This window comes from Janibacter limosus NBRC 16128, assembly GCF_001570985.1.
Lineage (GTDB): Bacteria > Actinomycetota > Actinomycetes > Actinomycetales > Dermatophilaceae > Janibacter > Janibacter limosus.
Map to the genome: position 1 here is coordinate 18,363 of NZ_BCSS01000015.1, position 17,506 is coordinate 35,868.

The following is a 17,506-nucleotide window of genomic DNA, read 5'->3' on the forward strand; positions in this document are numbered from 1 at the left end:
GTGGTCGTGATGGCACAGATCCACCGGGCCGAGCTGCACCCCTCCAAGCTCGAGCTGCTCACCGAGTGGATGGGCGGGCAGCGCTGGTACGTCGGCGCCGGCCGGCGACCGCGGCTGCGCAGGCTCGACTCGTGGCGTCTGGACGACCCGCAGGACGAGGTCGGCATCGAGACCATCGTCGTCCTCGACGAGGCCGGTACGACGCCCGTCGTCTACCAGGTCCCACTCACCTACCGGGGCGCCCCTCTCGAGGGGGCCGAGGCCGCGCTCGTCGGCGAGATGGAGCACTCCGTCCTCGGCCACCGCTGGGTCTACGACGCCCCGCACGATCCGGTCTACGTCACCCAGCTGCTCGAGCTGCTCTGCGGGCGCGTCACCGCGCAGGCCGGCTCGACGTCGGACACCCCCGACCCGGACATCGTCGGCGCTCCGCACCCCGCATGGCCGAGCGACCCGGTCGTGGCCTCGAGCCGCGTCCTGGCCGGCGAGCAGTCCAACACCTCGATCATCATCACCCCCGCCCCCGGGACGGGGGCACCGATCATCCTCAAGGTCTTCCGCACCCTCTCCCCCGGCGAGAACCCCGACATCACCCTCCAGGGCGCACTCGCGGCGTCCCGCTCCCCCTTCGTCCCCGCGAGCGTGGGGCACGTCGCCGGCGCCTGGCTGCGGCCCGACGGCGAGGCGAGGGACCTCGGCCAGCTCGCCTTCGCGCAGGAGTACCTCGAGGGCGCGACCGATGCCTGGCGCACCTCGCTGCAGCTGGCCGCGACCGGTACCGACCTCGGCGAGCGCGCCCGAGAGCTCGGGCGCGTCCTGGCCCATGTCCACGAGAGCCTCGCCCGTGCCCTGCCCACGCGCGCCCCGGACGCGGCCGACATCGAGCGACGGGTCGCCGCGATGCGGCGTCGGGCCGCACTGGCGACGAACGAGGTCCCGGCGCTGTCCGCGCACGACGCCCGGGTGGCCGCCGTCCTCGACGCCGCCAGCGCATCCGACTGGCCCGCCCTGCAGCGGATCCACGGCGACCTGCACCTGGGACAGGTGCTCGACGTGGCGGACCGCGGGTGGTTCCTCATCGACTTCGAAGGTGAGCCACTGCGCTCCCTGGCCGAGCGCAATGACCTGGACTGCCCCCTTCGCGATGTCGCCGGGATCCTGCGCTCGCTCGACTACGTCGCCGGGACGCTGGAGCGCTCCGACCGTCCTGTCGACGCCCGTGCATGGTGCACGGCCGCCCAGGACGCCTTCCTCGACGGCTACGCCGAGATCGGGCCGGACCCTCGCCAGCAGCCCGCGCTGCTCACCGCATTCGTCCTCGACAAGGCCCTCTACGAGGTTGTCTACGAAGCGCGCCACCGACCCGGGTGGCTCTCGCTGCCCACGACCGCGATCGACCGACTCCTGCAGGAGGAACGCTCGTGACATCCACCCCTCCGCCCGACCTGACCGGCGCCCTGTGGGCCCTCGCCCACGGCCGCACGGCGCAACCCCACGACATCCTTGGCCAGCACCTCGAGGAGACCGGTCTGCGCGTGCGCGTGCGACGACCGCTCGCCACCCGGGTGCGCGTGCGCTTCGAGGACGACGTGGTCATCACGCTCGAGCACGAGGGCGAGGGCATCTTCTCGGGCGTCCGCGCCGGCGCCACCCGGGCGATGGACTACCGGGTGCTCACGACCTGGGAGGACGGCGTCGAGCACCTCGGCGACGACCCGTATCGCTTCGCCCCCACCATCGGTGAGGTCGACCGCCACCTGATCAACGAGGGCCGGCACGAGCAGCTGTGGACCGTGCTCGGCGCGCACACCCGCTCCTACGAGGGGCCGATGGGCCCCGTCGACGGTGTCTCCTTCGCCGTGTGGGCGCCGCGCGCCAAGGCCGTCCACGTCATCGGCGACTTCAACGGCTGGGACGATCGAGCGCACCCCATGCGCCTCCTCGGCAGCTCGGGCGTCTGGGAGCTCTTCGTGCCCGCAGCCGCCGCGGGTGATGTCTACAAGTTCGCGGTGCGCGGCGCCGATGACGTCCTACGGCACAAGGCCGACCCGCTGGCGCGGCTGGCCGAGACCGCACCCGCGACCGGATCCGTCGTCACGAGCAGCGCCCACGTCTGGCAGGACGAGGCCTGGCTGGAGCAGCGCGCCGCGAGCGACCCGCACACGGCTCGGATGAGCATCTACGAGGTGCATCCCGGGTCCTGGCGTCAAGGGCTCGGCTGGCGGGAGATGGCCACCGAGCTCGTCGAGTACGTCGTGCGCCACGGCTTCACCCATGTCGAGCTCATGCCCGTCATGGACCACCCCTACCCGCCCTCGTGGGGATACCACGTGACGAGCTACTTCGCGCCCAACTCGCGCTTCGGCTCACCCGACGACTTCCGTCATCTCGTCGACGCCTTCCACCGCGCGGGCATCGGCGTCCTCCTCGACTGGGTGCCGGGACACTTCGCGACGGACGAGTGGGCACTGGTGCGCTTCGACGGACTGCCGCTCTACGAGCACCCCGACCCGCGGCGCGGGTGGCAGCCCGACTGGGGCAGCTATGTCTTCGACTTCGGTCGGCCCGAGGTGCGCAACTTCCTCGTCGCCAATGCCCTGTACTGGCTCGAGGACTTCCACATCGACGGGCTGCGTGTCGACGGTGTCGCCTCGATGCTCTATCTCGACTACTCGCGTGAGGCCGGGGACTGGGTCCCCAATGTCCACGGTGGCCGGGAGAACCTCGAGGCCGTCGCCCTGATCCAGGAGGTCAACTCCACGGCCTACCGACGCTCTCCCGGCATCGTCATGATCGCCGAGGAGTCGACCGCGTGGCCCGGCGTCACCCGCCCCACCGACGCCGGGGGGCTGGGCTTCGGCCTGAAGTGGAACATGGGCTGGATGAACGACGCCCTGCGCTACATCGGCGAGGACCCGGTCAATCGGCAGTACCACCACACGCTCCTCAGCTTCGCGATGATGTACGCCTACGCGGAGAACTACCTCCTGCCGATCAGCCACGACGAGGTCGTCCACGGCAAGGGATCGATGCCCTACAAGGTCCCGGGTGAGCAGGAGGAGCGCTTCGCCACGCTGCGGGCCTTCTTCGCCTACCAGTGGGCCTTCCCCGGCAAGCAGCTGATCTTCATGGGCACCGAGTTCGGGCAGACGAGCGAGTGGGCCGACGGCCGGTCGCTGGACTGGCACCTGCTGGACCACGCGGTCCACCGGCGCACCGCCGATCTCGTGACCCAGCTCAACGCCTTCGCGCAGCGCCACCCCGCGATGTGGGCGCTCGACGCCGACCCGGCAGGCTTTCGCTGGCTCGATGCCGACGACAACGAGGGCAACACCGTCGCCTTCCTCCGTCAGGCCGAGCAGCACGACGACATGGTCGCCGTGGTCGTCAACTTCGGTGGCACGGACCGCGCACCCCTGCGCATCGGGGTGCCGCAGGGGGGTCGCTGGGAGGTCTGCCTCGACACCTCGGGCTATGACGCGGCCGGATCACCGAGCCAGGCCGGAGTCGTGCTGGAGGCCCGCCCCGAGCCCTGGCAGGACCAGCCGTGGTCCGTGGAGGTCCGCGTCGCCGCCCTGAGCGCCGTCTACCTCACCCCCGCATCTGCCGAGGCGTGATGCCGAGCTCGCACGACTGAAACGCGCATCTGCGGTGGCAGATGCGCGTTTCAGTTCGTCCGGGCGTGAGGGACGTGCGCGTCTCGGGTCAGAAGAGGGCGCTCATCAGGCTCGTCCGGCCCTTGCGCACACGCTCGTCCTGGTTGCCCACGACAGCGAAGAGGTCGAGCAGGTGAGCCTTGACGCGCTCACGGTCATCGTCGGCGGTGACCCGCACGAGATCGATGAGACGCACGAAGGCATCCTCGACGTGCCCACCCAGGACGTCCAGGTCGGCGATGAGCAGGGCCGCGTCGACATCCGAGGGGTCACTGGCGGCGGCCTCACGGGCGGCCTGCAGGTCGACGCCCCGAGTGCGCTTCATCAGGGCGACCTGGGCCAGACCCAGCTGGGCGTCGGTGTCCTTGGGGTTGGCGGCGATGGCCTGCTCGTAGGCAGCTGACGCCGCGTCGAGGTCGTCGCGCTCGATGGCGTCGTAGGCCTCCTGGTGCAGCGGCGGGAGCTCGTCCTGCGACTCCGCCGGAGCGTCGCTCGCGTTGACCCGTCCGGTGACACCGTGCTGCACAGCGACCTGGAGGAGCTGGTCGAGCACCGCGCGGAACTGCTCCTTGTCGACCAACCCGCTGAAGAGCGGCACCGGCTGGCCACTCACGAGCCCGAGAGCGAGTGGCACCTCCGGGGGCTGGACTGCCTGCATGATGCCGGGGTTGGTCGCGATGTCGATGCCGACGACCTGCACGCGCCCGTCGAGACCGGCAGCGATGTCGATCGCGTCCTCGAGCAGTGCCCGGCTCTGCGGCTGCTGCGAGGACCAGACGACGGCCACCGCGGGCACGATGCTCGTGCGTCCGACGATCTGGTTGAAGGTCGCGTCGGTCGCCTCGACGACGGGGCCATCGATCGCGCCGGGGTCCTGCGACGCCGGACCGCCGGCTGCGGGACTCGCGCCGCCGGCCGGGGCCTGGGCAGCAGGGGCGGACGCGGGGCGGGCAGGGCCGCCGAGGCCGGACAGATCGACGGCTCCGCGCAGGGGTCGGGTCGGATCACTCATGACCCCATTGTCTCTCACCGCCGGGGCCGTGCCTCAACGCCCCTTGGCCGACGCCAGCACCTCGCTCGCGGCGACGACCCGGGACTTGCCCTTGGCGGGCGTGACGAAGACGACCGTCTCCGCGTGCCGGACCGACAACGACGTGGTGACCTTGGAGGCATCGAGCAGGTGCTTGAGCGCAGGCTGCTCGATCTTGAGCTCCTTGAGCTTGTTGGTCGCGGTGATCGTGTCCGTGCGCGTCATCGGCACAAAGGTGAGCGACCCGCCCTCGGCGAGCTCGAACTCGACGCTCTCGCCCTTGGCGATCGCCTGGCTCTGTCGGTAGTCGGCCAGCTTGCCGAGCTCACGGTCGGTGCGCTTGGCATTCTTCTTCAGCGCAGCGGAGAAGCCGTCGCTCACCGAGACGTCCTTGGGTGCCTTCTTGGCCGCGGGGAAGGCCACTCCCTTCGCCCAGGAGTCGGCCGCCGTGGTGACCTTCTGCGAGGGCGCCTTCGACAGCTTGACCGGGGCGCCTTCCTCCAGGGGCGCCAGCGCGGGCACGCTCGCCCCGGCGGCCATCGGCACATCGGCGAAGAGCGTGTACGGCTGGTCCGCGGACCTGGCGACGAGCACGTGGAGGTACTGCACGTCCTTGGTCCGCGAGGTGGCGAGCACGGCGCGCGGCCACTCGATGCCGCGGCTGACACCCAGCACCTTGAGATCATCGACGGACGTGCCCGAGCGGTTGGTGCGGTCCCGGCTCGCGACCGCGGCCTCGACCTGGCGCAGCGCGGGTCCGGAGAGGACCTCCTTGCGCTGCGCGTCGTGGGCCTTGCCGCTCTTGCGGGAGACCGAGGCGGCGTCAGCGATCACTCGCTCGCTCACCTCGCCCGCGGTGTCGGAGGAGATCGACGCCCCGTCGGTGCGTTCGGTGGGGGCGTCGTGGACACCCGCCAGCGAGGAGCCGATGCCACAGCCTCCGAGGAGGACGGGCAGGGCCACCACGGTGGCGACGAAGGGGGTGGGGCGGCGGCTCATGCTGCAGACTCCTCACGGGTGGTGCGGGAGACCCGCGAGCGAATGGCGGCAAGCGCCCCGGTACGGACGAGCAGTGCCAGGCCGATGACGAAGAGCACGATGCCCACGATGAGCGTCGTCAGTGCCGTGGTGCCCCAGCCGCCGTCCTCGACCGTCATGGTCAGGTGCTCGACCTCGGCGCCCTCGGGGGCCGCGATGACGAGCGACTGCGGTGCGTCGGCCTGGTCGATCGTGCGCTTGACCTCGTCGGAGCCGGTCGTCGACTCCTGCCAGATGTCGAGCCCACCGGGATCGATCGCCTCGCCCTTGCCGGCGGCTGACGTGGTCAGGGCCCAGTCGCCGACGTCGACGCCGGTGACCTGCGTGCGCGACCCGTCGCGGAGGAGTGCCTCGGCGTCTGACGGGCGGGCGGTGCCGGCCCACAGATCGCCGTCGCCGGTGGCGGTCACCGTGACCGGGTGGTCCACCCGGTTGAGGACATCGGGGTCGAGGACCACGACGCGCTGGCCGGGGTCGGCGGTGAAGGTCGCCGTGCCGGAGGTGCCGAGGTTGGCGAGGAACCAACCACCGACGATGGCTGCGCCGAGGCCGACGAGGGCCAGGGCCACGCCGGCGACGCGCTGGATGAGCGTGCTCACATCAGTGCTTTCCGTGGGAGAACAAGAGGGTGCCCGCCGCTGCAGCGGACGTCCCACCATGACAAAGGTTGCCCGAATGTCACAAATCGGTCACGGATGCCGGGTCACTCATCCGTCGGCGAGGAGGCCCTCCACGCGCTCGACCTTGGCGCTCATCTGGCCCGTGCGTCCCGCGCGGATGTCGGCCTTCATGACGAGGCTGACGCGGTCACCGAAGGGCTCCATCGCGTCGACGCAGCCCTTGACCACCGTCATCACCTCGTCCCACTCCCCCTCGAGCGTCGTGAACATCGAGCCCAAGTCATGGGGCAGGCCGCTGTCGCGGACGATCCGTAGCGCCGCGGCCACGGCCTCAGCGTAGGAACCCTGGGCATCCGGTGAGGCCGGGGCGATCGAAAAGGCGAGGAGCACGGGGACCTCCGAGGTCACTTGGTCATGCGGATCTGGCCGTCGATGCGGGTCAGCGCGTAGGTGTGCTGCTCCACGGTCTTGTCACGGTCCTTGGGGTGGTAGGTGAGGGTCACGGTGACCGCGCCGGAGTCCTCGTCGACGGTGATGTCGCTCGTCGTGACCGAGGTGATGCCGCTCCAGAAGTCGTCGTAGCCGGACCGGTCGGCCTGACGCTCCGGAGCGAGCATGTCCCAGGCGGCGTCCCGGTCCGAGGTGACGGTGGAGAAGTAGTCCTCGACGAAGGCACGGCCTTCGGCCTCGGTGATCCCCTCGTCGGAGGTCTCGCTCGAGGACGTCGAGGAGCTCGAGCTCGGACTGGCGGTCTCCGTCTGCGTCGTGGTCTCGGTGGTCGTCTTCGGCTCGCTGGTCGTCGTCGTCCGGCTTGCGGTGGTCCGGTCGCCCCCGGTCGCGCCGGAGGCGCCCGCGGAGCCGTCGGAACCGTCACCCCGGGTCATCGCAAAGGCGATGCCCCCGACGAGGAGTGCCACCAAACCGGCAGCCAGCAGGGCCCACAGCCAGCCGCCCCCACGACGAGGCGCAGGCCCCTGCGGGCCCCTACCGGGCTGGGCCATCCCGGGGGTGTGCGGTGGCGCCATCGTGGACGTGGCGGCCACGGGCGCCACGCCGTGCCCACCGGCAGCGATGCTCTCGAGGCGCCGCAGCACCTGCGTCATCGAGCCGCGACGGGACACATCGCGCGAGAGCATGTCGGCGAGCACCGGCTCGAGCGGGCCGGCGCGCTCCGGACGACGAGGAGGATGAGCGGCGATGCTGCGCAAGGTCGCCAGCGCATTGCCCTGGGGCGGATAGGCGTCCTGGCCCTCGACCGCGAAATAGATGGTCGCCCCGAGCGCCCACACGTCGGCGGCCTCGCCGTGGTCATCGCCGACGGCAACCTCGGGTGCCATGTAGCTCGGGGTGCCGGTCACGAGCCCCGTCTGAGTCAGCTGGTCGTCGGCCCCCGCACGCGCGATGCCGAAGTCGCCGAGCTTGGGCCGACCACCGCCGATGAGGACATTGGCGGGCTTGACGTCGCGGTGCACGATCCCGGCCCGGTGTGCCGCTGCCAGGGCCCCGGCAAGCTGCGCGCCGAGGTCGGCAGCCCCCTTCGGCGTCATGGGGCCGCGCTCGCGGATGGCGGAGGCCAGCGTGGGCCCCGCCACGTACTCCATGACGAGCCACGGGGTGCCCTCGTGCTCCGTCACGTCGTAGACGGCCACGACATTGGGGTGGTTGAGGGCCGCCGCGGCCCGCGCCTCACGCATCGCGCGGCGGGTCTCGCCCTCGCTCTCGCCCGGGAAGTCGCCGATCTGCTTGATCGCGACCTGACGGCCGAGGACGGTGTCGCGAGCCAACCAGACGATGCCCATCCCGCCACGGCCGATCGGCCGCACGGTCTCGTAGCGGTCGCCGATCAGCCCGGGGGTTGTGTCATCAGTCATGTCACCGCCAGCGTAGATGCTCACCCTTGATGCCGGGACGTAGACTGCCCCCGCGGGCGGTCGCCCGCTCCATCGCCACGTCTTGCAGGGGGACCCACCCATGTCGTATCCAGCCCCGCCGCCGCCCGGTGGCGCCGGTAGCCCCAACCCGTACCAGGGTGCGCCCTATGGCTCTGGTGGGCAGATGGGCACGCCGCCCAAGAAGGACAACACGCTCTGGTGGATCCTCGGGATCATCGCCGGTGTCGTCCTGCTGTGCTGCTGCGGCATCGCCGGCTTCTTCATCTTCATCGCCAACGAGGCCAGCGACGGCATCTCGAGCATCAGCTCCTCCGCCAATGCGTCCAAGAACGCCGATGCAGCCAGTGCGCTCGTGGTCAGCGAGGGCGGCTCCGTGGTCGTCGACGGCGCCTCGATCCAGTCCGGCTGGAGCGTCAGCTCTGACGACATCAACGGTCTGACGGTGCGCAACGACAGCGGATCGAGTGACTCCTTCTACCTGACCTTCTACTTCATGAAGGACGGTGACGTCATCGACGACGTCACCTGCAACACGGACTTCCTCGACGCCGGGCAGTCGGACTACTCCCCCACCTGCATCGGTGCGATCTTCGACATCGATGACGCGGACGAGATCCGCGTCGCCGAGGGCTACTGACCCCACGCACGACGAGCGCCGCCGGCCCCTCGGGGTCGGCGGCGCTCGTGCGTGCGGGTCTGGCAGGTCTGGTCAGACCCCGAGGCCGGAGAGCAGCTCCTCGGCCGCGGTGTGCGGATCACTCCCACCGTCGACCACCCGGGCCGCCAGCGCGTCGAGGGCGCCACCGGAGCCGAGGTCACCCATGCGTGCGCGCAGCCGGGCGATCACCAGCGCGGTGATCTCGTCGCGCGCTCGGGCCGTACGGCGTTGTCGCAGTGCACCGCTCGACGCGAGCCAGCCCAGGTGATCCGCGATCGCGGCAGCGAGCTCGTCGATCCCGGTGCCGTCGAGCGCCGAGGCCTTGATGACCGGTCGGCGCCACCGGCCGGGGGCAGTGCCCTCGCCCAGCTGGATCATGTGCCGCAGGTCGCGCACCGTCGAGTCGGCGCCGTCCCGGTCGGCCTTGTTGACGACGAAGACGTCCCCGATCTCGAGGATGCCCGCCTTGGCGGCCTGGATGCCGTCGCCCATCCCCGGGGCCAGGAGCACGAGCGTCGTGTCGGCAGCACCGGCGATCTCGACCTCTGACTGACCGACGCCCACGGTCTCGACGATGATCGAGTCGAAGCCGGCCGCGTCGAGCACCCTGATCGCCTGCGGTGTGGAGACCGACAGGCCACCGAGGTGCCCCCGGCTGGCGAGGGAGCGGATGTAGACGCCCGGATCGCTCGCGGACTCGTTCATCCGGATGCGGTCACCGAGCAGCGCCCCTCCGGAGAAGGGGGATGACGGGTCGACCGCGAGGACGGCCACCCGCTGGTCCTGGTCGCGCAGGGCGCGGATGAGGGCATTGGTCGTCGTCGACTTGCCGACGCCGGGTGACCCGGTGAGGCCGATGACGTGCGCGCCACCCGTGTGCGGCGCGAGCGCGGCCATCAGCTCCGGCAGCGCCGGGTGCTGGTCGTCGACGAGCGAGATGAGTCGCCCGACAGCGCGAGACGTCCCCGCCCTGGCCTCTTCGACCAGGACGGGGACGTCGACAGTGCGGGTCAAGCTCAGGCGCTCGGCACGCGGACGATCAGGGCGTCGCCCTGGCCGCCACCGCCGCACAGGGCCGCTGCGCCGATGCCACCACCGCGACGCTTGAGCTCGTGCGCGAGGGCGAGGGTGATGCGGGCGCCCGACATGCCGAGGGGGTGCCCCATGGCGATCGCGCCACCGTTGGGGTTGACCTGCTCGTCGGACAGGCCGAGCTGCTTGGCCGAGGCCAGGCCGACGGCCGCGAAGGCTTCGTTGATCTCGACGACGTCGAGATCGGACACGGAGATGCCCTCCTTCTTGACCGCAGCCTCGATGGCATTGGCCGGCTGGGCCTGCAGGGTCGAGTCCGGGCCGGCGACGACGCCGTGGGCACCGATCTCGGCGAGCCAGGTCAGGCCGAGCGCCTCTGCCTTGGCCTTGCTCATGACGACGACCGCGGCGGCACCGTCGGAGATCTGCGAGGCGGAGCCGGCGGTGATGGTGCCGTCCTTGGCGAAGGCCGGACGCAGCTTGCCGAGGGACTCGGCCGTGGTGTCGCCACGCACGCCCTCGTCGGTGGCGAAGACGACCGGGTCGCCCTTGCGCTGCGGGACCTCGACCGGGACGACCTCGTCGGCGAACGTGCCGTCGGCCCAGGCCTTGGCGGCCTTCTGGTGGCTCGCGGCGGCGAAGGCGTCCTGCTCCTCGCGCGTGAACTCGGAGTTCTCGGCGTTCTTGGCCTCGGTCAACGAGCCCATCGCCTGGTCTGTGATGATGTCGTACAGGCCGTCGTGGGCCATCGAGTCCTTGAGCTTGGTGTCGCCGTACTTGATGCCCTCGCGGCTCTTGGGGAGCAGGTGGGGAGCGTTGGTCATCGACTCCTGGCCACCGGCGACGACGATGTCGAACTCGCCGGCACGGATCAACTGGTCGGCCAGGGCGATCGCGTCGATGCCCGAGAGGCAGACCTTGTTGACCGTCAGCGCGGGGACATTCTTGGGGATGCCGCCCTTGATCGCGGCCTGGCGCGCGGGGATCTGGCCCTCGCCCGCGGTGAGGACCTGACCCATGATCACGTAGTCGACGTCCTCACCCTTGACGCCCGCCTTCTCCAGCGCGCCCTTGATGGCGAAACCGCCGAGGTCGGATCCGGAGAAGCCCTTGAGGGAGCCGCTCATGCGGCCCATCGGGGTGCGGGCCCCGGCGACGATGACGGACACGGGACGGTCAGACATGTGGATTCCTCCAACATTCGTGGTGTGCGCGCGCCCGGCAGGACGTCGCGTCTCTTGCGGCTCACCCTAGCGACGCGATCGAAGGGAGGGCAGTGCCTTCCTTCGTGGTGGACGCCACAACCCCGTCCCGGACGGGCAGGGGGTTGTGAGCCGACCCGGCGGCACCGGGTGTTCAGGACCACAGGCGAAGGGGGCGCGCGCGCTCCCTTCGCCTCCGTAGTCTGCGGTCATGACTGATCTCTTCACCGCCATCGACCACGTCGGTGTCGCCGTGCCCGACCTCGACGAGGCCATTGCCTTCTACCGCGACTCCTACGGCATGGAGCTCGCCCACGAGGAGACCAACGAGGAGCAGGGCGTGCGCGAGGCCATGATGCGCGTCGGCGACTCCGGCTCCTGCATCCAGCTGCTCGCCCCCCTCACCCCCGAGTCGACGATCGCGAAGTTCCTCGACCGCAGCGGCCAGGGCATGCAGCAGCTCGCCTACCGGGTCGAGGACATCGACGCGGTCTGCGCCACCCTGCGCGAGCGCGGTCTGCGCCTGCTCTACGACACCCCCAAGCGGGGCACGAGCAACTCGCGCGTGAACTTCATCCACCCCAAGGACGCCCGTGGCATCCTCGTGGAGCTCGTCGAGCCCGCTGCGGACGCCGCGCACTGACCCCCTTCGCCCGTCCTGCATGTGTGGGCGGGCACCACGATCCGGCGTGTGAACTCAGTCATGACCCCGTTCCTCTCGGCGCCATGACGACCTAGGTTGCACGCAGACGCACCACCTGACCCATCCCCACGAGGCCGAGGAGCCCCTTCAATGGCAATCGACCAGATCCGCGACGCGATCCTCTCCGGAGACCGCAGCGAAGAGACCTACACCAACATCCCCCTGCCGGACACCTACCGCGCGACCACCGTCCACAAGGACGAGGTCGAGATGTTCAAGGGGATGGCCAGCCGCGACAAGGACCCGCGCAAGTCCCTGCACCTGGACGACGTGCCGATCCCGGAGCTGGCCCCCGACGAGGCGCTCGTCGCCGTCATGGCCAGCGCGATCAACTTCAACACCGTGTGGACCTCGATCTTCGAGCCCGTCTCCACCTTCGGCTTCCTCGAGCGCTACGGCCGCCTCAACAAGTACTCCAAGCGTCACGATCTGCCGTACCACATCGTCGGCTCCGACCTCTCCGGCGTCGTCCTGCGCACCGGTGAGCACGTGTCGAAGTGGAAGCCCGGCACCGAGGTCGTCGCGCACTGCCTGTCCGTCGAGCTCGAGGACGCCGACGGTCACGACGACACGATGATGGACCCGCAGCAGCGCATCTGGGGTTTCGAGACCAACTTCGGCGGACTCGCCGAGCTGGCCATCGTCAAGGCCAACCAGCTCATGCCGAAGCCGGACCACCTCACCTGGGAGGAGTCCGCCTCCCCCGGTCTGGTCAACTCCACCGCCTACCGCCAGCTGATCTCCAAGAACGGCGGCGCCCTCAAGCTCGGTGACCGCGTCCTGATCTGGGGTGCCTCGGGCGGCCTGGGCTCCTACGCCACGCAGATGGCCCTCGCGGCCGGCGCCACCCCGATCTGCGTCGTCTCCTCCCCCGAGAAGGCCGAGATCTGCCGCGCCATGGGCGCCGAGCTGATCATCGACCGCCGCGCCGAGGACTACAAGTTCTGGAACGAGGACAACACCGAGCAGAACCCCAAGGAGTGGAAGCGCCTCGGCGCCAAGATCCGTGAGCTGACCGGCGGCCACGACGTCGACATGGTCTTCGAGCACCCGGGTCGCGAGACCTTCGGCGCCTCGGTCTACGTCACCCGCAAGGGCGGCAAGATCGTCACCTGCGCGTCGACCTCGGGCTACATGCACGAGTACGACAACCGCTACCTGTGGATGAACCTCAAGCGCATCATCTCCAGCCACTTCGCCAACTACCGCGAGTCCTGGGAGGCCAACGAGCTGATCAACCGCGGTCTCGTCCACCCGACCCTGAGCCGCACGTACACGCTCGAAGAGGTCGGCCAGGCCACGCTCGACGTGCACCACAACAAGCACCAGGGCAAGGTCGGCGTCCTCACCCTCGCCCCTGAGGCCGGACTCGGCGTGACCAACCCGGAGAAGCGCGCGAAGTTCGAGAAGCAGATCAACCGCTTCCGCGACAGCTGAGGCTCACAAGGACTGCAACTCACGCTCGGCCGACGGGCCGGGGCCCGGGATTCCGGGCCCCGGCCCGTCGCCGGTTCACGACCTGCAGTCCCTCTGGGTCAGGCCAGGTTGACCGAGGTGTCCAGCTCGTTGACCGCGGCGGTGAACTGACTGCGGTACAGACGCGCGTAGGCCCCGTCCGCGGCGAGCAGGCCCTCGTGCGTGCCCTGCTCGGCGATGTGCCCGTCCTCCATGACGACGATGAGGTCGGCGTCGCGGATCGTCGAGAGGCGGTGCGCGATGACAAAGCTCGTCCGGTCGCCGCGCAGCGCAGCCATCGCCTGCTGGACGAGCCGCTCCGTGCGGGTGTCGACGGAGCTGGTCGCCTCGTCGAGGATCAGCAGGCTCGGGTCGGCGAGGAAGGCGCGGGCGATGGTCACCAGCTGCTTCTCGCCAGCCGAGATGTTGCCCCCTTCGTCGTCGAGGTGGGTGTCGTACCCGTGGGGCAGGGAGTGCACGAAGCGGTCGACATAGGTCGCCTCAGCCGCCGCGCGCACCTCCTCGGGCGTCGCCCCCGGGCGGCCGTAGGCGATGTTGTCGCCGATCGTGCCGGCGAAGAGCCAGGTGTCCTGCAGGACCATCCCGGTGCGTGAGCGCAGGTCCGCCCGGGACATCTGCGTGATGTCGACGCCGTCGATCGTGATCCGGCCCGAGTCCAGCTCGTAGAAGCGCATGATGAGGTTGACCAAGGTGGTCTTGCCCGCGCCCGTCGGGCCGACGATGGCGACCATCTGACCCGGCTCGACGACGAGGTTGAGGCCTTGGATGAGCGGCCGGGCGGGGTCGTAGCGGAAGGAGACATCCTCGAAGGCGACCCGGCCGTGGCCCTCGCCGACGCCCGCCGGGCCGCTCGGGTCCGCGACCTGCTCAGGGGCGTCGAGCACCTCGAAGACCCGCTCCGCGGAGGCGACGCCGGACTGCATGAGGTTGGCCATCGAGGCGACCTGCGTCAGCGGCTGGGTGAACTGGCGCGAGTACTGGATGAAGGCCTGGACCTCGCCCAGCGTCATCGTCCCGGAGGCCACGCGCAGGCCGCCGATGACGGCGATGATGACGTAGTTGAGGTTCCCCACGAACATCATCGCCGGCATGATGATGCCGCTGACGAACTGCGCGCCGAAGCCCGCCGCCCGCAGCTCGTCGTTGCGCTCGGCGAAGGTTGCGTCGACCTCGGCCTGACGACCGAAGACCTTGACGAGCGAGTGGCCCGTGTAGGTCTCCTCGATGACCGAGCTGAGCTCGCCGGTGGACTTCCACTGCTGGACGAAGTGGCGCTGGCTGCGCTTGCCGATGAATGCCGTCAACGCGATCGAGATCGGGATGCTCACGAGGGCGATCACCGCGAGCAGCGGCGAGATCCACACCATCATCGAGACCATCGCCACGACCGTGATGAGGCTGGTGAGCAGCTGGCTGAGCGTCTGCTGCAGCGATTGCGCGACATTGTCGATGTCATTGGTGACGCGACTGAGCAGCTCGCCGCGCGGCTGCTGGTCGAAGTAGGGCAACGGCAGCCGGTGCAGCTTGGCCTCGACCTGGGCGCGGAGGTCGAAGACGACCTGGTTGACCGCGTGGACGATGACCCGCCCCTGCACCCACGACAGCACCGCGGCGACGACGTACAGACTGAGCGCGAGCAACAGGATCTGGCCGATGGCACCGAAGTCCATGCCCTGCCCGGGCACGAGATAGGGCATCGAGGCGATCATGTCGGCCCGCTGCCCCTCACCCGAGGCGCGCAGCTGCTCGACGATGCTCGCCAGTGGGACGCCGTCGGGCAGCTTCGAGCCGATCCATCCGGCAAAGATGTGGTCGGTGGCCCGGGCCAGGATCAGCGGGCCGACGGCGCTCAGGCTGACGGAGACGACCGTCAGGCCGATGGCCATGAGGACGCGCGCCCGCTCGGGCCGCAGCCGACCGACGAGTCGCTTGGCCGAGGGCAGGAAGTTCTTCGACTTCTCCCCCGGTGTCGCGGCGGACATCGGGCCCCGACGCGCACCGGCGCCGGGCCCTCGGCGTGCCTGGGCCGCCTTCTCCTCTGCGGTGGGAACCTCGCTCATGCTGCCTCCTCCCGCGCTGCCTGGCTCTCGACGATCTCGACATAGGTCGGGCAGCTCGCGAGCAGCTCCTCGTGGGTGCCGTCGCCGACGACCCTCCCGTCGTCGAGGACGACGATGTGGTCGGCGTCGATGATCGAGGAGACGCGTTGGGCGACGACGAGGACGACGCTGTCGGTGACGGCCGGACGCAGGGCGGCCCTCAGCCGGGCGTCCGTCGTCAGGTCGAGCGCGGAGAAGGCGTCGTCGAGCAGGTAGATCGCCGGGCGACGCACGAGGGCCCGAGCGATGGACAGCCGCTGGCGTTGGCCTCCGGACAGGTTGGTCCCGCCCTGGGCGATCGGTGAGTCGAGCCCCTGCTCGAGGTCCTGCACGAAGCCCTCCGCCTGGGCGATCCGCAGGGCCTCCCACAGCTCCTCGTCACTCGCCTCGGGCCGGCCCTGCCGCAGGTTGGTGGCGATGGTGCCGGTGAAGAGGAAGGGCTTCTGCGGGACGACGGCGATGCTGCGCCACAAGGCGTCAGGGTCGAGCTCGCGCACGTCGACGCCACCCACGAGGACCCGCCCCCCGGTCGCGTCGTGCAGGCGCGGCACGAGGTCGAGCAGGGTGCTCTTGCCCGCGCCGGTGGACCCGATGATCGCCGTGGTCCTCCCCGGCTCGGCCCGCACGTCCACATCGCACAGGACCGGCGAGTCCGCGCCGGGATAGGAGAACTCCACGCCCTCGAGGACGACCGACGGACGCTCCTGCGTCATCGGCCGCGGGTCGGTCGGCGGCACGACGCTGGACTCGGTCGAGAGCACCTCGTCGATGCGACCGGCCGAGACCGCGGCACGCGGGATCATCATCGACATGAAGGTCGCCATCATCACCGACATGAGGATCTGCATGAGATAGGTCATGAAGGCCGTCAGGGCGCCGATCTGCATCTGGCCGCTGTCGATGCGCTGGGCGCCGAACCACAGGACCGCCACGGTCGAGGCATTGAGGATGACCATGACGATCGGGAAGGCGAGCGACATCAGGCGGCCGACGGCGATGGCCGAACCCGTGTACTCGGTGTTGGCCACCCCGAAGCGCTCGCGTTCGCTCCCTTCGCGCACGAAGGCCCGGACCACGCGCACGCCGGTGATCTGCTCACGCAGGATCCGGTTGACCGTGTCGACGCTGGTCTGCATGCGTCGGAAGTTGGGGACCATCGCGCGGATGACCAGCCCCACGGACACGGCGAGCAGGGGCACGGCGACCGCCACCAACCAGCTCAGTCCGATGTCCTCGCGCAGCGCCATGATGACGCCGCCGATCATCATCATCGGCGCGGTGACCATCATCGTCAGCGCCATGTTGGTGACCAGCTGCACCTGGGTGACGTCATTGGTCGTGCGCGAGATGAGTGTCGGCGCGCCGAAGCGGGCGACCTCCTGCGCGCTGAAGCTGCCGACCCGGGAGAAGACCGCCGCCCTCAGCCGGGCAGCCATCGTCGCGGACAGCCCGGCACCGATCCAGGTCGCGGCGATGGTGGTGACGATCTGCAGGACCGACACCGCGAGCATCACCCCGCCGTGGCGGACGATGTAGCCGGTGTCACCGGTCGCGACACCGTTGTCGATGATCTCGCCGTTGAGGCTGGGCAGGTAGAGGGAGGCGAGGGTGGCAGCCAGCTGGAGGACGAGCAGGGCCGCGACCCGGCCGCCGGTGCCGCTCAGGTGGCGGCGGACGAGGCGTAGGAGCACCGGATGATTGTTGCACCGTGCAGGCTTTTGCCCAACCAGGTTCCCCCGACCCCTGCGGAGGCCGCCCGCAGCCATCTCGAAGGGGGGTCAGCGCCCGTATCGACCCTGGTCGCGGGCCTTCCAGCAGGCGTTGTGCCAGTGCCGGCGGTCGTCCACTCCCCCGAGTCCGTCGTCGGGCCAGACGACGACGTGCGCGGTGCCCGGCGCGATCTGGTGGGTGCACCCCGGGCAGACATAGCTGCGGGTCGAGGTCTGACCGCTCAGCTGTCGCACGATCCAGGCGCGACCCATCCAGGTCTCCCGCGTCTGGGGCGCCCGACCCAACGCGAGCGGACGGTGCTCGTCTCGTCTGCGGCGGTTGGATCGACCCATGCCAGCAGTGTCCCAAACTCAGCGCACGGGGAAGGAA

General features: G+C 70.1%; 15 protein-coding genes. 5 read left to right on the forward strand and 10 right to left on the reverse strand.

The window, feature by feature from the left end:
- Window positions 1-9: 9 nt before the first annotated feature.
- Window positions 10-1,425, forward strand: a complete 1,416-nt coding sequence (locus tag JLI01S_RS07425) for a maltokinase N-terminal cap-like domain-containing protein (RefSeq protein WP_068262592.1) — start codon at window positions 10-12, stop codon at window positions 1,423-1,425.
- On the forward strand, window positions 1,422-3,617 hold the full coding sequence (glgB, locus tag JLI01S_RS07430; protein ID WP_068262436.1) for a 1,4-alpha-glucan branching protein GlgB: 2,196 nt from the start codon (window positions 1,422-1,424) through the stop codon (window positions 3,615-3,617). The genes JLI01S_RS07425 and glgB overlap by 4 nt, the downstream gene beginning before the upstream one ends.
- Window positions 3,618-3,705: 88 nt before the next feature.
- On the opposite strand, the gene JLI01S_RS07435 is transcribed toward glgB, so the two are convergent.
- The 5 genes from JLI01S_RS07435 to JLI01S_RS07455 all read right to left on the reverse strand — a co-directional run bounded on the left by JLI01S_RS07435 (window position 3,706) and on the right by JLI01S_RS07455 (window position 8,215).
- Complete coding sequence (locus JLI01S_RS07435) at window positions 3,706-4,668, reverse strand: tetratricopeptide repeat protein (protein ID WP_068262439.1); 963 nt, start codon at window positions 4,666-4,668, stop codon at window positions 3,706-3,708.
- A gap of 33 nt (window positions 4,669-4,701) precedes the next feature.
- Entirely contained in the window at window positions 4,702-5,685 is a 984-nt protein-coding gene (locus JLI01S_RS07440; RefSeq protein ID WP_068262443.1) for a hypothetical protein, read from the reverse strand.
- Window positions 5,682-6,323 carry a hypothetical protein gene (locus tag JLI01S_RS07445; RefSeq protein ID WP_068262446.1) on the reverse strand — a complete coding sequence of 214 codons (642 nt, stop codon included), beginning with the start codon at window positions 6,321-6,323 and terminating at the stop codon, window positions 5,682-5,684. The genes JLI01S_RS07440 and JLI01S_RS07445 overlap by 4 nt, the downstream gene beginning before the upstream one ends.
- A 108-nt stretch (window positions 6,324-6,431) precedes the next feature.
- Window positions 6,432-6,734: a thiamine-binding protein gene (locus tag JLI01S_RS07450; protein WP_068262595.1), complete on the reverse strand. Its 303-nt coding sequence runs from the start codon at window positions 6,732-6,734 to the stop codon at window positions 6,432-6,434.
- A 14-nt stretch (window positions 6,735-6,748) separates the two neighbouring features.
- A complete protein-coding gene (locus tag JLI01S_RS07455) occupies window positions 6,749-8,215 on the reverse strand; it encodes a serine/threonine-protein kinase (RefSeq protein WP_169797301.1) in 1,467 nt (488 codons plus the stop codon).
- A 100-nt stretch (window positions 8,216-8,315) separates the two neighbouring features.
- Here JLI01S_RS07455 and JLI01S_RS07460 point away from each other — a divergent pair, with 100 nt between their 5' ends.
- Window positions 8,316-8,873, forward strand: a complete 558-nt coding sequence (locus JLI01S_RS07460) for a hypothetical protein (RefSeq protein ID WP_157074861.1) — start codon at window positions 8,316-8,318, stop codon at window positions 8,871-8,873.
- A gap of 72 nt (window positions 8,874-8,945) precedes the next feature.
- Here the strand turns inward: JLI01S_RS07460 and meaB are convergent, their stop codons facing one another.
- Both meaB and JLI01S_RS07470 read right to left on the reverse strand, forming a co-directional pair.
- Window positions 8,946-9,908 (reverse strand): methylmalonyl Co-A mutase-associated GTPase MeaB, encoded by a 963-nt coding sequence (gene meaB, locus JLI01S_RS07465; RefSeq protein ID WP_068262454.1) that lies wholly within the window; start codon window positions 9,906-9,908, stop codon window positions 8,946-8,948.
- 2 nt (window positions 9,909-9,910) lie between these two features.
- Window positions 9,911-11,110, reverse strand: coding sequence for an acetyl-CoA C-acetyltransferase (locus JLI01S_RS07470; RefSeq protein ID WP_068262457.1), 1,200 nt, complete (start codon window positions 11,108-11,110; stop codon window positions 9,911-9,913).
- Window positions 11,111-11,339: 229 nt separating this feature from the next.
- On the opposite strand from JLI01S_RS07470, the gene mce reads away from it, so the two are divergent.
- Both mce and ccrA read left to right on the forward strand, forming a co-directional pair.
- On the forward strand, window positions 11,340-11,771 hold the full coding sequence (mce, locus tag JLI01S_RS07475) for a methylmalonyl-CoA epimerase (RefSeq protein WP_068262460.1): 432 nt from the start codon (window positions 11,340-11,342) through the stop codon (window positions 11,769-11,771).
- A 156-nt stretch (window positions 11,772-11,927) separates the two neighbouring features.
- Window positions 11,928-13,268, forward strand: coding sequence for a crotonyl-CoA carboxylase/reductase (gene ccrA, locus JLI01S_RS07480; RefSeq protein ID WP_068262598.1), 1,341 nt, complete (start codon window positions 11,928-11,930; stop codon window positions 13,266-13,268).
- A gap of 98 nt (window positions 13,269-13,366) precedes the next feature.
- Here ccrA and JLI01S_RS07485 read toward each other — a convergent pair whose 3' ends face one another.
- The 3 genes from JLI01S_RS07485 to JLI01S_RS07495 all read right to left on the reverse strand — a co-directional run bounded on the left by JLI01S_RS07485 (window position 13,367) and on the right by JLI01S_RS07495 (window position 17,469).
- Window positions 13,367-15,367: an ABC transporter ATP-binding protein gene (locus JLI01S_RS07485; RefSeq protein ID WP_068262463.1), complete on the reverse strand. Its 2,001-nt coding sequence runs from the start codon at window positions 15,365-15,367 to the stop codon at window positions 13,367-13,369.
- Entirely contained in the window at window positions 15,364-17,097 is a 1,734-nt protein-coding gene (locus JLI01S_RS07490; RefSeq protein WP_068262466.1) for an ABC transporter ATP-binding protein, read from the reverse strand. Before JLI01S_RS07490 ends, JLI01S_RS07485 begins: the two co-directional genes overlap by 4 nt.
- An 87-nt stretch (window positions 17,098-17,184) precedes the next feature.
- Window positions 17,185-17,469: an Rv1322 family protein gene (locus JLI01S_RS07495; RefSeq protein ID WP_068262469.1), complete on the reverse strand. Its 285-nt coding sequence runs from the start codon at window positions 17,467-17,469 to the stop codon at window positions 17,185-17,187.
- Window positions 17,470-17,506: the final 37 nt, after the last annotated feature.

Coding starts and splice junctions, on each gene's coding strand:
- JLI01S_RS07425 (WP_068262592.1), top strand. CDS start 10: ATGGCACAGATCCACCGGGCCGAGCTGCACCCCTCCAAGCTCGAGCTG.
- JLI01S_RS07435 (WP_068262439.1), bottom strand. CDS start 4,668: ATGAGTGATCCGACCCGACCCCTGCGCGGAGCCGTCGATCTGTCCGGC.
- JLI01S_RS07440 (WP_068262443.1), bottom strand. CDS start 5,685: ATGAGCCGCCGCCCCACCCCCTTCGTCGCCACCGTGGTGGCCCTGCCC.
- JLI01S_RS07455 (WP_169797301.1), bottom strand. CDS start 8,215: ATGACTGATGACACAACCCCCGGGCTGATCGGCGACCGCTACGAGACC.
- JLI01S_RS07460 (WP_157074861.1), top strand. CDS start 8,316: ATGTCGTATCCAGCCCCGCCGCCGCCCGGTGGCGCCGGTAGCCCCAAC.
- JLI01S_RS07470 (WP_068262457.1), bottom strand. CDS start 11,110: ATGTCTGACCGTCCCGTGTCCGTCATCGTCGCCGGGGCCCGCACCCCG.
- mce (WP_068262460.1), top strand. CDS start 11,340: ATGACTGATCTCTTCACCGCCATCGACCACGTCGGTGTCGCCGTGCCC.
- JLI01S_RS07485 (WP_068262463.1), bottom strand. CDS start 15,367: ATGAGCGAGGTTCCCACCGCAGAGGAGAAGGCGGCCCAGGCACGCCGA.
- JLI01S_RS07495 (WP_068262469.1), bottom strand. CDS start 17,469: ATGGGTCGATCCAACCGCCGCAGACGAGACGAGCACCGTCCGCTCGCG.